We start from the raw sequence: 16,445 nt of genomic DNA, 5'->3' as shown, positions 1-16,445 counted from the left end.
TATTTTCCCCCTGTTTATTTCTTCTCTATCTTCCCTGCAATATCCTCCCAGGAATAATAATGAAACACCTTACCATTACTCATCGCAACAAACAATCCTTTTGAGAATTTATTTCCCAGCGGCGTTGCTGTAACATCTGAGCCATCGCTTTCCAGCGTAGATACCGGCACTTCGGCAATAAGCGTATGTTCATTCGCATGACCATTATCGCCCTCTCTTCTGTACACCATGAAGGAGTTATTCTGCTGATTAGATACCAGTATATAACCAGTTGAATCAGTAGCGGGATAAATTGAAATCCCTTCATGGTCTGAAGCAAATCCTTCCTTTGCAAACAGTGCCAGTTCTTTGTTATCCCATTTGGAAGGATCAGCTGCATATTTGCGTACACCTACTGTTTCATCAGAATAATAAATATATCCCAGCTTATTATCCACCGCGATAGACTCAATCTCCTTCTTACCACTGTAGGCGCCAAACTTACGTACAAGCCTGCCTTTCACAGCACCACCTTCCTCCACCAGCCGGTATTGCCAGAGGTAACCATCTGCGGGGCCATTCTTGCGACCCACCACGGCAAAGATGGCGGCATCTTCAGGACGGGTATATAAGGCTATGCCCATAGGCGCCCTCTCCTTTTCTCCCAGGAACACAGGAATACCGCCATTATCCAGTGGTGTAAGGTCAGGAAGACGGAACATACGAATGCTGTTTGTTTCACGCTCTGTCAGCACGGCAATATCCACCGGCTGTCCATTTAATTTAAATCCGTAAGCGATGTCCACATTGTTGGGACGTTTCAAGCCCAGTACTTTGTTGACGATCTTTCCTTCCAGGTCGAAGGCATACAATCCTCCATCACTATTCTTATCAGTGCCGATGATCAGGCTTTTTAACGTATCTGCCTTATTGATCCATATGGCAGGATCATCTGTATCATATCCTGTTTCCTGTGTAACGATCACAGGCTTCAGGCCATCCTGCCTTACTACCGTCTTTGCCGAGTTCACCTGACAGGCCCCGAGCAACACCAGACCACTTAAAGGCGCCAATATATTTTTTAACATGTATTCTATCCTTTTTTATAAAACAACAAACCTCCAATGATTACAGATCGAACTTCAGACCGAAGTTATATCTTGGACGATAGTACTCTGCCTGCATCGTTCTTGAAGAAATACCCTGATAATAACGCAGCGGCTGGTTAGTCAGGTTATTGGCTTCACCGAATACCCTTAACTGTTTTGTCAGTTTAAAAGAAGCATTCAGATCCAGGAAAAATTGCTTATCATAAAAACGGTCGTCGAAATCATCGCCACCCAGTTCATCGAGATAAGATGCGGTATAGTTACCAGATAGTCTTGCAGTAAAACGGCTGCTTTCGTAAGAAAGAGATGCATTGAACATATGCGGCGCAGTACCGGGTAAAGTTACATCAGTACGTTTGTCGCCGTCAGCATTGTAAATACCATCTGCTTTAGATTTGGTGTAGGTGTAGTTCACATACACACCAAAACCTTTCAGGAAGCCAGGCAGGAAATCCAGCTGACGTTGCAGGGCTACTTCAAATCCGTATACTTTTACATTATCACCGTTACGTGCCTGCTTATAAGTCCACTCTTCTCCCGCAGGAATAGGATTGGTAGCTACATCTTTATAGTCTGCTGCAAATTTCTCCAGCGTATAAGCATTATCTCTGTAAGTATAGATAAAGTCACTGATGCTCTTATAGAAAACACCTCCTGACAGGATACCTACCGACTTGAAGTACTGTTCTGCCATCAGGTCAAAGTTCAATGCACGTGCAGCTTTCAAATCCGGATTACCTGCGCTCAGTTCTGCATCATCAGCAACGCTGCTCACATAAGGAGCGATGTCGTAGTAGTTAGGACGGGCAATAGAAGTAGTGACTGCCGCACGCAGTACCAGATCATTATTCACGTTGTATTTGAAAGTGATACCAGGCAATACATTCGTGTAACTGTTCTGTACCTTACGTGTTCCTTCCAGCTCTTCCTCCTCCGCCACAACGTTACCTTCATAATCAATATGTGTATTCTCAATACGTACACCGGCAATTACTGACAACTGTTTTGTCAGGTCCTGATCCCAGCGGATATAACCTGCGGTGATCCTTTCCTTTGCATTGAAGTTAACAGCCAGGTATTCTGCCGGGTTGTCGCTCTTTTCAAATTTACTTGCGTCATCCAACTGCTGAGCGCCCAGGAATGTATTGATCACGAATGTACCAGGAGTGTATTTCTCGCCTGGCTGATATCCCTTTCCGCTGATCTTGATATTGGAGATCTCCGCCAGATTACCGAATTCATTGATCGGCTCATATTCGAAAAAGTTATTCGTTCTTTCTTTGTCTTTCAGACGCAGCCTTCCACCTACACGCAGACGGCCTTTCTGACCAGGTACTACGCTGAAAGGAAAACGCAGGTTCAGTTTCAGGCCCAGTTCATTCTCACGTGTATAGTCGTGATTCTCTGACAGTGATTTGAAAGCAAAATCCTGGTCAGTCAGTGAATTGGCAGTCACCAGCGGGAAACGGTTATCTGACAGGTCCAGACTTACCGGACCATCATCCGCTCTGTATTCAATATAACGCTCATGAGGCCTGTCTTCGCTGGCAGTAGAGAAACTTGCTGCCCAATCCAGGTCTACTTTACTACCCAGGAGGTGCTCACCACGCAGGGAGTAGTTCTGAACGCGCTGATCTTCCAGCCTGCGGTTTTTGTTACGGCTGTTATCAATACCACCTTTTGTTTCGCGGCGTACGGAACCAACATACCCGGTAATAGCGTCATTATCATCGTATTCAGGCTCTATATCTGTAATACGCAGGCGATAACGGTTCTCCCTGTCATCGCGCCAGTTGTACATAGCATTCGCATAGATGGTGTTCTTTGCATTGATCTTATAATCCAGTGCTGCAGAAGCACTCCTCCGGATACGCTGTACATTATATTTACGTACTTCTGATTCAGAAGTAAAGATGTTTCCGAAATCATCTTTGCTCCAGGTAGCTTCCATATCGTCCGAACCGTAGTCATTATTATTGTAGGACGCACTCAGTACAGCACCCAGCTTGCTATCAAAGAAACGGTTAGCGAGTACAAGGCTTCCGGTATATAATGCTTTATTGCGGATAGGGTTCACACCACCGGAGAGGGTAGCTGAAACACGTGGGCCATTAGGAGCGGCGCGTGTTACCAGGTTTACAGAACCGCCAATAGCGTCTGCATCCATATCAGGTGTCAGGGTTTTATTCACTTCGATGGTCTGCACCATATCTGAAGGGATGAGGTCCATCTGTACGCGGCGGTTGTCGCCTTCAGCAGAAGGAATACGGTCGCCGTTCAGGCTTACGGAGTTCAGCTCAGGCGCCAGACCACGGATTATAATATTACGGGCTTCCCCCTGGTCATTCTGCATAGTGATACCAGGTATACGCTTGATCGCGTCTCCCACGTTCGCATCCGGGAAACGACCGATCTGGTCGGCCGATACGATATTGGTGATATTAGGATTGTTCCGCTGCTGGTTCAGGGCCTTCGCTTGTCCGCGGAGACGGTCCCCAATTACCAGTACTTCTTTTCCGGCTACGCCGCCAGCTTCCATTTTCAGCTTCAGATCAGTGGCTTTGCCCGGGGCAACGGTCACCTCCTGGCTGAAGGTCTGATAACCGATATAGGTTACTTCCAGGGTGTAAGTACCGGCAGGTACACTCAGGAATTCGAACTTACCCTGTTGGTTGGAAACGGTGTAGTGATTACCTGGTTTTAATTTAAGTGTCGCACCGGGTAACGATAATAGCTGGTTCTTATCGACAATGTTGCCGGTCACCAGTCCGGTTGTCTGTCCGAAGCATATGATGCTTAGCCAGGAAAAGAAAACAGTGAATAACAGTTTTTGCATATTGGTAGAGAGTTAATCCGTTTGTTCCGCAAAGGTGCATTTGGGTATTCCTGAAGCCAAATTGTAGGGGTATACAAAAAGGATACACCGTTACAATGGGCGTGAACAACAAGGCAACATGTGAAACAAAGTCGCTTTAACTATATGGTTATCAATCACAATCAGCGTAACAGAATGTCAGTTAAGAAAATATTACCGTAACATTAAGCGAATGTTAAGTGCTGCTTGCCTTCTCTTTTGCGGAACGTTTGTTGTTTTAATTTCCTCTTTTGGATATTGTTACCCGAACCGTTTACCGTTTCAGGTAACACAAACCGGGCTGTATCCTGTTTGGCTAATTGCAATCTTTGGATATTGTTACCTCGAACCGTTTGCCGTTTCAGGTAACACAAACCGGGCTGTATCCTGTTTGGCTAATTGCAATCTTTGATATTGTTACCCCGAACCGTTTGCCGTTTCAGGTAACACAAACCGGGCTGTACCTGTTTGGCGGCAATCGCTGTTCAGCTTTGTCAAGCGTATGAACTTTGGGAATATTATTTGGCGGCATCAAGCGTGGCCCAAACAGCTAAGGCCCGGTTTTGTGTTCCTGAAACGCTTACGGTTCTGATCTCCCAATGATTGGTAAAGTCCTTCTTTCTCTGACAACAGTTAGGTAGAGTTTAAATAAAACCTTATTACTCTGGTCGTATACTTGCTAACTATAACATCAATACTATCTCGATGCCTTCCCTCTGGTCTCGCACGGAGCAGATCTAGTCTTAAGTCAGCATACATGTCCAATATTTTAATCCCTGACTTAGTCAATATTTTAGTTGACATAGTCATTTTATATAATATATCTAACAGGATATCAACTCCCTACAACGAATACTGCTCATAACGACGAGTTGACTGATGAACCTTTTGTCTCCACAACAAATCGTCCTCTTTTGTTTACTGCATTTACCAGTTTTGAGAAGAGCATGTCCCTGTACAGCGTTAGTTTGACGACAATATTGATTGTATGCCCCCCGTCAATATTTCCGTCTACAGTCGCTAATTATAAACAGATCGTTAATAAGATCGGAATCTAATTGGGAGCCTGAAGTTGCGGGCGGTTTCAGGAAGGAATTGCGGGCCTTCGGCTCTTTGACACACGCTTGATGTCGCATAATCAAGATTCCAAAGCCCATACGCTTAATCATGTTCAATAGAAATCCAACTCAAAGAGGCGCCGACCGCAATCCTTTCCTGAAACCAAAGCAACGGAGGAAAACTGATGGCTTAAAGACCGTAACAATAAAAACCAAAGAGGCGCCGACCAGAATCCTTTCCTGAAACCGAAGCCTTAGAGACCGTAACGATAAAAACAGAAGAGGCGCACGCCATCTCGCAAACCCAAAGCGACGGAAGACAGCGATGCCGCAAAAAATCATAAACTCTGAATAAACGCCGTCAGGCTCTCGCCCTGCTGAAGATTGAGCTTCTTCCGAAGACGATACCTCACCACACGCAAACTGTCCTGGGAAATACCCAGCAAGGTGGCAATGTCATTAGATTCCATATTCATCTTGAGAAGCGCTACTAAGCGGAGGTCATTAGCAGTAAGTGTATCACAATACTTTTTCAGGTTGTCAAAGAAAGCCTGATGTACCTGTTCGAAGATATTGCGGAAATCGACCCAGTACTGGTCGTGATTGAAACTATGATTGATCTGGCTTAGCAGCTGTTTGAGCTGCTTCTTCTGATCGCGTTTGTCATCCTTCACCATTTCATCCAACCTGACACGCAATTCTTCCAGCAGCTGGTTTTTCTGAATAAGATGCAGCGTATGTGTAGTCAGTTCCCTGGAACGCACTTCTAATTCTTCCTTCAGCTTACCTTCCTGCAACTGTTTATTCTGCAAAGCCGCCTCCATGAGTTCTTTCTCCGTTTCAAATATCTGCGTGTGCTGCTGCCGGAGTATTTGTTCATTACGCAACTTCAGGCGCTGCCGGCTAATGATCAGCACTCCCATAGCCACCAGTAGGAGGATGACGATGATGATAGCGGCGGTGATGATCCGGTTCGTCTTACGGGCATTCTGCAGCCGCTCTATCTCGTTGTTCTTCTTTTCAATGTCATAGACCGTCTGCAACAAAGCCACCTGTTTGCTGTTCTCATCAGAATACGTTTCGAGCAGGTATTGCCGGCTCAGTTCCAGGTAATAAAAGGCGCTGTCATTAGCTCCAGCCAGGTGATGTGCTTTACCAAGATCGCGGAAAGCCCCACTTAGCTGCCGCTGCTCATGCAGCTCGAACGCCAGTAGCAGGGCCCGGCGGGTTTGTACCAGTGCATTCGCGTACTGACCGGTTTTACGGCATACATCTCCGAGGTTGTTCAGGATCTCGATCCGGGCGATCTTTTCTCCGCCCTGTATATTCAAATCCAGGGCTCTGTTGAAATAGTAAGAAGCCGAATCGTACCGGCCAAGATCTTCATAAATGCTGCCGATGTTCTCGTAGATCTTGGACATGCCCGGTTTATCATCTACAGAAAGGTAGGCCGCCAGTGCGCGGCGCTGGTACAGGAAGGCACTGTCATATCGCTGTTGCTTTTCGTAAAGGTGGCCGATCTTTCCATAGGTCAGCGCAACTCCTGTCTTATTGTTCAGCTGATGGAAGATGGCGAGCGCATCTTCATATTGCCGGTGGGATAGCTCCGGCTGTTTGTTATAATAATATAACATCCCGATGTCGTTCAGATTGCCGGCCAGCTGCTGCTGTGCGCCTTCTTTCCGGAAAATGTCACTGGCCTGGAGATGATAGTCCAGTGCCTGGGGAAAATGACCCAGGTGGAAACAGATCTGCCCCATCTGAACAAGACACCTGGCCGCCGCCAGGGGCTCTTTCTTTTCCACTGCCCGGTTGTAAGCTTCTTTTAGGGCCAGGAATGTAGAATCCGGCTTTATCTGCTCATAATCATCCTGATCCGGTAGCTGTAATCGGGAGAGTTTGTCGCTCTGCGCAAACAATCCACCCGACAGCAGCCCGCTTAATATCAGCAGTAAAAGGGAACGCATCACTAACATAATCAACAGGTAAAGCGCAAAGGAACGGGTTTAATGTTATCTTATTGTTAACCGGAGCCGGCAATTGGATTCTCCCGGCAGGCACCAAAGTACCGGTAGAGGTCTGCGATTCTCATCACTTCTTGTTATGAGCAATAACCCTGGGTTATTCCAGGCGATATAACTCATTAATATACAATTACTAAATAAATCAAGCCTTTAGTCGCCCGAAGCCATAGTCTACTGAATAAGTAGATTGATTTATATTTGGGAATCGTTTCATAGCTTTAAGGTGTGTAAACAAACAATAAAATGGCAGACGAGATACAAGCTTTTAATGATTACCGGGCCAAAATGAACGAGGTAATCCTGGGTAAACAGAACAAGGTCATTAACCGTTTATTTAATCTTGATACAAACACCTATGCAGAAGGCGCATTAAGTACCAAAGTGAAGGAAATGCTGGGATTGGTTTCATCTATGGTGCTCCGTTGCGACGACTGTATCAAATACCACCTCGGAAAATGCCATGAACAGGGGGTTACCACTGACGAAATGTATGAGATCTTTGCTGTAGCCAACATTGTTGGCGGTACTATAGTGATCCCACACACCAGAAGGGCAGCCGAATATTGGGAGGCGTTATTACAGCAGGAACAGGCTTAAAAGGGAACAGTTAGAAGTATTCCGTATTGCGTAAACCGCAGAGGACAAACAATTCGTAACTTTGCCAACCGTTTTTCACTTTTTCTTTAAAACATTCAGATGTCAACAGCTACTATAGCTCCGCAGGCGTTAACGGCGAAGGATTTTGCAACGGACCAGGAAGTACGCTGGTGCCCGGGTTGCGGAGATTATTCGATCTTAAAACAGGTACAGACTATCATGCCCGGCCTGGGCATTCCAAAGGAAAATATCGTGATCGTATCCGGTATCGGCTGCTCCTCACGTTTTCCTTACTATATGAACACATACGGTATGCACTCGATCCATGGTCGTGCTACCGCTATTGCATCCGGATTAAAAGCCGTACGTCCTGAGCTCAGCGTTTGGGTAGTGACCGGCGATGGTGATGGCCTCTCCATCGGTGGTAACCATACCATCCATCTGCTGCGCCGTAACTTCGACATCAATGTCATGCTGTTCAACAACCAGATCTATGGTTTGACGAAAGGCCAGTACTCTCCTACCTCAGAAGAGAACAAAGTGACCAAATCCACTCCTTTCGGCAGCATCGACCATCCTTTTAATCCGCTGGCGCTGGCATTAGGTGCAGATGCTACCTTCATTGCCCGCAGTATGGACCGCGATCCTAAACACCTGCAGGAACTGCTGAAACGCAGCCATGCACATAAAGGTGCTTCCTTCCTGGAAATATACCAGAACTGTAACATCTTCAACGATGGTGCATTCGAGATCTTTACCGAGAAAGGTAGCAAAATGGAAGAAACCCTGTTCCTGGAACAAGGTCAGCCGCTGATATTCGGCGCCCAGAAGAATAAAGGTATCCGCCTCGATGGCTTAAAGCCGGTAGTAGTGGAACTGGGTGGAGAATACAGTGCCAGCGACCTCTGGATCCATGACGAGAAAGACTTCTATAAAGCACAGATCCTCACCCGTATGTTCGACGATCCTCGTATAGAAGGTCACCTTCCCCGTCCTTTCGGTGTGTTCTACCAAGCCTTCCGTCCTACTTACGAAGAGCAGCTGAACGCACAGCTGGACGCCGCCATCGCTCAGAAAGGCCCTGGCGATCTGGACAAACTACTGGCAGGTAGAGAAACCTGGACTATCAAATAAGAAATTTTACCACCACCAATAAAAAGAAAAAGCCATTCGATATGAATGGCTTTTCTTTTTATCGTTAATTGCTTTATTCGTTAATGTGTGATGCTTCCCGGGTCGAGCAACACCTTATACAACAGGATCACCCCAAACAGGATCAGGCTTGCCCCTGCTATCTTATTCAACCATACCACATTGCTTAAGGTCAGCTTATGCCTGATCTTATCGGCTACAAATACTTTCAGAATATCCGTAGATAGTACCCACACCAAAGCCGTTGCATACATGATGATACGATGGCCTACTGCCGTCGAACTGGAAGATACGCACACCCCCAGCCAGAAAATGATCACACCGGGGTTCAGTGTATTCATCAGGAAGCCGGCCAGCCAGATCTTCAGATAGTCGTGAGTGCGGAACATTTCCGGTCGTTCATCGCCGGTGCTGATCATCACCTTTTTGAAAAAGAGTCCGTATATACCCATACCTATGAGCATGATACCACCAATGATGCCAATGTATTTTTTATATTCCTCAAGACCAGTAATGAACGATGTTGCCAGGTTGCCTGTCAATACAAAAAATATATCACTGAAAGACACTCCTAAAGCGAAGCTCACGCCTGCCTTAAATCCATTATTAATGCTGTACTTTATGATGGCGAAGATAACGGGACCTACAGAAATCGATAAAAATAAGCCCAACGCCATCCCCTGTGCCAGTGCTGATATCATGCGCTACAAAATTCCGTCGCCGTCGCTGCTACGGCTATCTTTATGTAAAAATAAAGGGTAACCTGATTGCTGAAGTTACCCCTCTTTTTATTTATAGAATCGTTAAATTTCTCAGACTGATTTTACACTCAGGAACTGCTCCCAGTCTTTTAGCTTGTCGCCCTTTAATACACGTGGGAATTTGTTCATAGCGCCTTCTTTTCCTTTCGCCCGCATATAATCAATGAACACTTCGTTAGGCAGTATTTCCACAAACAATTCCTTCAGGGCTGAAGTCCTTTCTACCGCATAATCATCATTCACCTCAGCCAGGGTCTGATCAATGATCTCGCGGACACGGTTAGCGTCTACATTCACATCGTCAGTACCGATATACCAGCGGTGCGCAAACAGGCTTTCATAAGGGAAACCTGCTACGGTGAATTCCTTGATGGTGATACCCATCTTCTTCTGCACCATATCGATGGCCTTGTTCATGTTATCGATACTCATGTGTTCCCCGCACAGGCTCAGGAATTGCTTGGTGCGACCCACGATCACGATCTCATGTTCCTTTACGGAAGTGAACTTCACCACATCGCCGATCAGGTAACGCCATGCACCGGCACAAGTAGAAAGCATAACAGCATATTCCACATCTTCCACCACTTCATGGATCATATACGCTTTCGGATTAGGCTTTACTTCACCATCTGACGTAAAGTTCTCTTCATTGAACGGAATGAACTCATAGAAGATACCGGTGTTCAGCACCAGCTTGATGCCCTTTACACCAGGCCTTGCCTGGAAACCGAAAGAGCCTTCGGAAGCCATATAAGTTTCAATGAAATTGATCGGTTTTCCCAGTAATTTCTGGAAGCTGTCCCGGTAAGGCTCGAACGATACCCCACCATGGATATATACGGCCAGGTTCGGCCAGATTTCGTGAATATTCTTAACGCCGTGGTATTTGATGATCTCTGCCAATACGATCTGTACCCAGGCAGGCACACCACATACGGTACCTACGTCCCACTGCGGCGCCTTGCGGACGATCAGCCGGATACGTTGTTCCCAGTTTGGCTTTTTGGAGATATTACCGCCCGGTTTGTAAAAACGTCTGAACCAGCGCGGAATGTTCTTGGCCTGGATACCACTCATATCCCCCTCATAGTAGTCTCCTTTCTCGTACAAGGCAGTGGTGCCACCCAGCATCAGGATACCCTTGGTAAAGGACTTGGGGGGTATATTGAAGTTAGCCATGGAATACAGCTGCTTTACGCCCACTTTCTTGACGTTTTTCAGCATATCCCGGGTAACAGGTATGTGTTTACTCGCCGACTCCGATGTACCGGAGCTAAGCGCGAAGTACTTTATTTTTTCCGGCCAGCTGACATTAGCCTGTCCTTCCAGACACTTATGCCACCATTCTGCGTGCATCTTGTTGTAGTTATGCACAGGTACAATCGAGCGGTACTGTGCCATGACATTCGGACTGTTCAGGATCTCCTGAAATTTATAATGTTGTCCGAATTGAGTGTCCTTGGCCTTCGCCAGCAGTCTGTGTAATACCTGGAGCTGATATTGGCGAGGTGTCCCTAACTTAAATGTAAATTTCTTCCTGATGCGCAGTGACCTGGATATAAGATTTCCTAAAATGGCCATTAATTTACCTTCTCATTTATTAACTGCAAAAATACGCCGAATTTCGGATTGCTACGGTTCGATTTTGGATTACAGGTACCTTACCTCTGGCAATCTTATACAAACATATTACTAAAAACGATATGGTTAGAAAAAAAATTCCCGCGTACCTTTGCCCCATGTTAAAAGCTACCCTACTCAAAGCAACAAAAGCCGGTGGAGATGTTCTAAAGCAGTACTTTAACGGCTCTTTCGAAGTATCCAGCAAAAGTTCCGTGAATGATCTGGTAACAGAAGCTGATAAGAATGCAGAAACTGCCATTTTCAGTGTGATCAGGGAAACATTCCCTCACCACTTCATCCTCAGTGAAGAGTCTGGCGAGATCACTTCAGATTCCAATATCAAGTGGATCATCGATCCCCTGGATGGTACGGTGAACTTTGCCCATGGCATTCCGATCTGTTGCGTTTCCATCGGCATTGAGCAGGATGGAGAGATGATCCTGGGAGCTGTTTACAACCCTTTCCTGAACGAGTTCTTCTTTGCAGAAAAGGGACAGGGCGCTACCCTCAATGACAAACCAATCAGGGTTTCTACCAAAGATGAAATGAAAAAGGCCTGCATGGTAACGGGCTTCCCTTATACCTGGCAGGAATATACTCATAGTCCGATCGACGTATTTGAGTACTTCGTAAAACAGGGACAACCGGTACGCCGGCTCGGGTCTGCCGCTATCGACCTCTGCTGGGTAGCTGCCGGTCGCTTTGATGGGTACTACGAGCATAGCCTCAACGCATGGGATGCTGCCGCAGGATTCCTGATCGTAGAGGAAGCAGGAGGTAAAGTAACCGACTTCAAAGGTCACCGCTACTCTCCTTACCAGCGTACGCTGATTGCTACCAATGGCCTTATTCATGAGCCACTGGTCAACATTGTAAACGGAAAATACTGATCTAATATCATACACCATGAGTGAAGAAAGAACAGAGATAAACTCGCTCGGCGAGTTCGGACTTATAGAACTACTTACCAAGAATATAGAGATCCAGCAGGCCAGTACTATCCTGGGTGTAGGTGATGATGCCGCTGTTATTGATCATTTCGGCCGGCAAACGGTGATATCCACCGATATGCTGGTAGAAGGTATCCACTTCGACCTGATGTATACGCCCCTGAAACACCTGGGCTATAAATCAGTTGTAGTAAACCTTTCTGACATATATGCAATGAACGCTACTCCTACTCAGATCACCATGAGTATTGCGTTCAGCAATCGCTTCTCTGTAGATGCACTCAACGAATTTTATGAAGGCGTGTATGCCGCCTGCGAAAAATATGGCGTGGACCTGGTAGGTGGAGACACTACTTCTTCCCAGAAAGGTTTTGTGATCAGCGTAACTGCTATTGGTGAAGTAGCGCCTGATAAATTCGTAAAACGCTCTACAGCACAAAAGGGAGACCTGCTCTGCGTATCCGGCGACCTGGGTGCGGCTTACCTCGGACTCACACTCCTGGAAAGAGAGAAACAGATCTACCTGGAAAGTCCGCAGTTGCAGCCCGACCTGGAAAACCAGACCTATATCATCGGTCGTCAGTTGAAACCGGAAGCCCGCCGCGATATCATTGATTTCCTGCAGGAACAGGATATCCAGCCTACCGCCATGATGGATGTTAGTGATGGCCTCAGCTCTGAGATCCTGCACATCTGTAAGCAGAGTAATCTTGGGGTGGTACTATATGAAGAGAAGATCCCTATCGCCAGCGAGACAAAGGAAATGGCCCTGAAGTTCTCTCTCGACCCTACAGCCGCAGCGCTTAGCGGAGGAGAAGATTATGAACTGCTCTTTACCATGAAACAGGCTGACTACGATAAGATCGTGCTATCTGAGCAGATCAGTGTTATCGGGTATATGACCGACATCAGTGAAGGCGCCCATATCCTGACAAAAGGCGGCAATAAATTTAAACTGGTGGCACAAGGCTGGAATGCCTTCCAGCAGTAAAGGAATAAATAAAAAGGAATCAGGGATTGCATGAACGCGTATATCGCAACATACAATCCCTGATTCCTTTTTTATGGTCTTATTCGACTACTACTGTTACTGTCTGGCTGTTATGTGTCGGAAAGAATATTCCGGCAAATACACAGAACTTCAGCTGATAGGTTCCCGGCTGGTCCGGCATGATCACTTCCATCCGGATGATACGCCGATCAATGGCCCTGCTCAAAGTAAGGTCTGATTTCACGCCGCCCAAAACCTGTTCCTTCTTTGCAAACGCGTATCCTATTACTGCTTCATGCGCTTTATCCACCGGTACCGGTGTATTGTAACCATTTCTCAACGACAGGATGAAAGGCATACGCTCGCCCCGTTTCGCCTTTACGTGTTTCATGGCAGGCACCAGCGTGATGAGCGAATAGGAATAATAATGATCCTCAGCGTAAGCATTCCATGGACCTTTAACTGTATTAAAGCTGTCTGTTACCGGCAAGGGATTATCAGGCGTAAAAACAATCAGCGCCGGCTTGCCCCATAACTGCTTTTCGGTATCCCAATAGTTATACTGGTTACGGCGGGTGTAACGATTGTTTACCACATAGCCCAGCTCACCACTATAGAACATGTACTTGGATGGCCATTGATAACTGTTGATGAACACTACTGGCCGACCGGCAGCCTGCCGCTTGATCTCGTCTGCCCAGGGTTTATTGTGATGTATCTCCGGACGTATTTCAACACCTGGCATAAAATCCCATATCATATAAACCCTGGTAGCCAGTACAAGGATCAACGTGAATGCAGCCATGTAAGGCAATATGCGGAGCGACCATTTCAGTGAACGTTTACGTCGAACTGACTGATGCGCCAGTACCATTGCCGGTGTAAACAACATCACCGTCCAGTTGGTCTCCACCCTGCCCTTGAAAGTACTTAACAGGAAGAATGCCAGTACACCTATCATACAGTACTTCAAAGTCCTTTCAAACGCACTCTGGATAGGGCAAACGAAAGCGTAATACAACACAAGCCATCCTGCCACCGGACCAAATAAAAGCACCTGCCCCAGGATATACTCAAGGGTAAACCCGATCTGATAAGTGCTCGCGTTCCTTTCTACCAGGTGGTACTGCAACGAGGGGAAATCGTGTGCATACTGCCAGTAAAGGTGTGGCACGAACAATATGGTGGTAATGATACAGGCAACATAAAATTTGAATACCCGCAGGAGGTTCAGGTTAGATATAACCGTGAAGGCCACCAGCAGAATACCATGGTATTTGCTGTAGAACATCAGGGCCATACTCAAAGCCAGCAGCAGGGTATTCTTCCAGCTCTGCTGTTCCAGGAAATCGCGGTATACCAGGAAATAGAAGGAGGCAAAAAACACCAGCGGTACGTCTGGCACAGCCAGCATACCACCCAATTGCATGGCCGCCATGGAACAGAGCAACAGGTAGAACAGCCGGTTATCTCTGCGGGGTATCAGCTTGTCAGTGATGACCAGTGTCAGTACACTAAGGATCACCATGCATAAACGAACACCAAACTCATTATGAAATAGCCCATACCCGATTTTGATCAGCAAGGCCACCATAGGTGGATGATCAAAATAACCCCAGTCAAGATGACGGGAGTATACCCAATAATAGGCTTCATCATCCATCAACTCGGTAAATCCAGCCTGTATCAGTCCAAGTAAAAGCCATACCAGGAGAAATAAGTTCTTGTACTGGTCTTTTTTAAAGTAATGTATGATGCCCATGAAAATTACAGGTTGAAACCGCTAAGATAACCCAATTAAATGTTTCAACTCCCAGTCAGTATCCAAAACTACCATGGCGTCCAGATACCCGGGTGCTATTTTGCCCAGTTCATGTGATACGCCGGCAACAATTGCCGGGTAGGTAGAAGCCATGCGCAGCGCTTCTTCCGGCAGGATGCGCACTTTGGTGATGCAGTTCTTTACCGCCTGGTGCATGGTAAGCCTGGAGCCTGACAGTACTCCCTGGGCATTCACATAACGGTCTTCCTGTTCCACATATACGTAGTCTCCTTCAGCGCAGGCTACTACGGCGTCTGTAATCAGGAACAAGCGGTTGCCCATCACCTTTTTGCTGATACGTACGGCGTTGAAATCTACGTGTATCCCATCGGCTACGATGCTGGCATGTACGGAAGGATGATCATAAATAGCACCCACCAGACCTGGTGCACGGCTCTGCAGGGGAGACATGGCGTTGAAGAGGTGAGTGGCGGTAGTGATGCCATCTTCAAATGACTGATAGGCAGTGGCATAATCGGCATTGCTATGCCCGGCGGACACTATCACGCCGGCGTCCTGTAATTGTTTTACCAGCGCCGGATCACAGCATTCCGGCGCGAGCGTCATCATTTTAATGATGCCTTTCCCGATTGCCAGTAATTCTTTGATATCAGCCGCAGTAGGTTGTTTGATATATTGGGGAAGGTGTGCTCCTTTTTTCTCGGGGTTAATGAACGGTCCTTCCAGGTGGAGGCCCAGTACACCTTTTCCTCCTTCCTCCCAGTATTGCCGTACGGCTTCGATTGACTTTCTTATCACCCCGGAAGAATGTGTAGGAATGGTAGGCAGAAAAAAAGCGGCGCCGCCGGCGCTGCAATATTCGTAAGTCGCCTTTAAGGTAGCGCTATCCGGCGTAAAAGGAAACAACCTGCCATTGCCGCCATAGATCTGCAGATCAATGAAAGCCGGCGCCAGTATAGCTCCTTTCAGATCGGTCAGTTCAGCCTCTGCTGGTATCTGTGCCTGCGGCAATACCTGTTGTATACGCCCCTCGTCCGTAACCACGGCATAGCCATCCAGCCATAAATCTCCTGTGAAAATCCGCGTGTTAATGTAAGCCCTAAGCATTGACAATGTTTTAAGTATCTATGATAACAGTCATAGTCAATACCAGCCGGCAAGTCCTATGAACTGCGTTACACTTCGTATAATTCCAGTGGCAGGCCGTCAGGGTCTGTAAAAAAGGTGAACCGCCTGCCGGTGTAAGGATCTGTGCGTATAGGCTCGGGAGTTACATTATGGGTTTTAAGATGGGCTACCACCTGTTCAATATTATTCACTGAAAAGGCCAGGTGCCTCAATCCAACGGCTTCCGGCCCGCTCACTCTTGGCGGCGGGTCAGGAAAGGAAAACAATTCTATCACGTAATGCCCGTTCAGGGACAGGTCCAGCTTGTATGACCGGCGTTCCAGCCGGTATACTTCACGAATGATCTTCAGTCCGAGCACTTCTGTATAAAAACGCTTACTTCGCTCATAGTCAGCGCAAATGATAGCAATATGATGTATACCCTTCAACATTA

At 46.8% G+C, this 16,445-nt stretch carries 12 protein-coding genes; 4 read left to right on the top strand and 8 right to left on the bottom strand.

Features of this window, described 5'->3' with window-relative positions:
* Positions 1–14: 14 nt before the first annotated feature.
* From L3C95_RS04760 to L3C95_RS04750, 3 genes are all read right to left on the bottom strand, one after another.
* Positions 15–1,067: a phytase gene (locus L3C95_RS04760; protein WP_236385603.1), complete on the bottom strand. Its 1,053-nt coding sequence runs from the start codon at positions 1,065–1,067 to the stop codon at positions 15–17.
* 40 nt (positions 1,068–1,107) lie between these two features.
* Positions 1,108–3,924 (bottom strand): TonB-dependent receptor, encoded by a 2,817-nt coding sequence (locus L3C95_RS04755; RefSeq protein WP_236385602.1) that lies wholly within the window; start codon positions 3,922–3,924, stop codon positions 1,108–1,110.
* A 1,414-nt stretch (positions 3,925–5,338) separates the two neighbouring features.
* Entirely contained in the window at positions 5,339–6,976 is a 1,638-nt protein-coding gene (locus L3C95_RS04750; RefSeq protein WP_236385601.1) for a tetratricopeptide repeat protein, read from the bottom strand.
* Between the two features lie 291 nt (positions 6,977–7,267).
* On the opposite strand from L3C95_RS04750, the gene L3C95_RS04745 reads away from it, so the two are divergent.
* Entirely contained in the window at positions 7,268–7,621 is a 354-nt protein-coding gene (locus tag L3C95_RS04745; protein ID WP_236385600.1) for a carboxymuconolactone decarboxylase family protein, read from the top strand.
* A gap of 99 nt (positions 7,622–7,720) precedes the next feature.
* Positions 7,721–8,755 (top strand): 2-oxoacid:ferredoxin oxidoreductase subunit beta, encoded by a 1,035-nt coding sequence (locus L3C95_RS04740; protein WP_236385599.1) that lies wholly within the window; start codon positions 7,721–7,723, stop codon positions 8,753–8,755.
* Between the two features lie 80 nt (positions 8,756–8,835).
* Here L3C95_RS04740 and L3C95_RS04735 read toward each other — a convergent pair whose 3' ends face one another.
* Positions 8,836–9,474, bottom strand: a complete 639-nt coding sequence (locus L3C95_RS04735; protein ID WP_236385597.1) for a LysE family translocator — start codon at positions 9,472–9,474, stop codon at positions 8,836–8,838.
* Between the two features lie 111 nt (positions 9,475–9,585).
* Positions 9,586–11,118 carry a GH3 auxin-responsive promoter family protein gene (locus tag L3C95_RS04730; protein ID WP_236385595.1) on the bottom strand — a complete coding sequence of 511 codons (1,533 nt, stop codon included), beginning with the start codon at positions 11,116–11,118 and terminating at the stop codon, positions 9,586–9,588.
* Positions 11,119–11,276: 158 nt separating this feature from the next.
* Here L3C95_RS04730 and L3C95_RS04725 point away from each other — a divergent pair, with 158 nt between their 5' ends.
* Together L3C95_RS04725 and thiL are read left to right on the top strand one after the other, a co-directional pair.
* On the top strand, positions 11,277–12,050 hold the full coding sequence (locus L3C95_RS04725; protein WP_236385594.1) for an inositol monophosphatase family protein: 774 nt from the start codon (positions 11,277–11,279) through the stop codon (positions 12,048–12,050).
* Positions 12,051–12,066: 16 nt separating this feature from the next.
* Positions 12,067–13,101: a thiamine-phosphate kinase gene (thiL, locus tag L3C95_RS04720; RefSeq protein WP_236385592.1), complete on the top strand. Its 1,035-nt coding sequence runs from the start codon at positions 12,067–12,069 to the stop codon at positions 13,099–13,101.
* A 79-nt stretch (positions 13,102–13,180) separates the two neighbouring features.
* Here thiL and L3C95_RS04715 read toward each other — a convergent pair whose 3' ends face one another.
* The 3 genes from L3C95_RS04715 to L3C95_RS04705 all read right to left on the bottom strand — a co-directional run bounded on the left by L3C95_RS04715 (position 13,181) and on the right by L3C95_RS04705 (position 16,443).
* On the bottom strand, positions 13,181–14,863 hold the full coding sequence (locus L3C95_RS04715; protein WP_236385590.1) for an ArnT family glycosyltransferase: 1,683 nt from the start codon (positions 14,861–14,863) through the stop codon (positions 13,181–13,183).
* Positions 14,864–14,884: 21 nt separating this feature from the next.
* Complete coding sequence (gene nagA, locus L3C95_RS04710; RefSeq protein ID WP_236385588.1) at positions 14,885–15,991, bottom strand: N-acetylglucosamine-6-phosphate deacetylase; 1,107 nt, start codon at positions 15,989–15,991, stop codon at positions 14,885–14,887.
* Between the two features lie 68 nt (positions 15,992–16,059).
* A complete protein-coding gene (locus tag L3C95_RS04705) occupies positions 16,060–16,443 on the bottom strand; it encodes a VOC family protein (protein WP_236385586.1) in 384 nt (127 codons plus the stop codon).
* Positions 16,444–16,445: the final 2 nt, after the last annotated feature.

This window comes from Chitinophaga filiformis (assembly GCF_021646545.1).
Lineage (GTDB): Bacteria > Bacteroidota > Bacteroidia > Chitinophagales > Chitinophagaceae > Chitinophaga > Chitinophaga filiformis_A.
The sequence above is the reverse complement of the archived record's forward strand: the minus strand, read 5'-3'. Positions and strand labels throughout refer to the sequence as shown.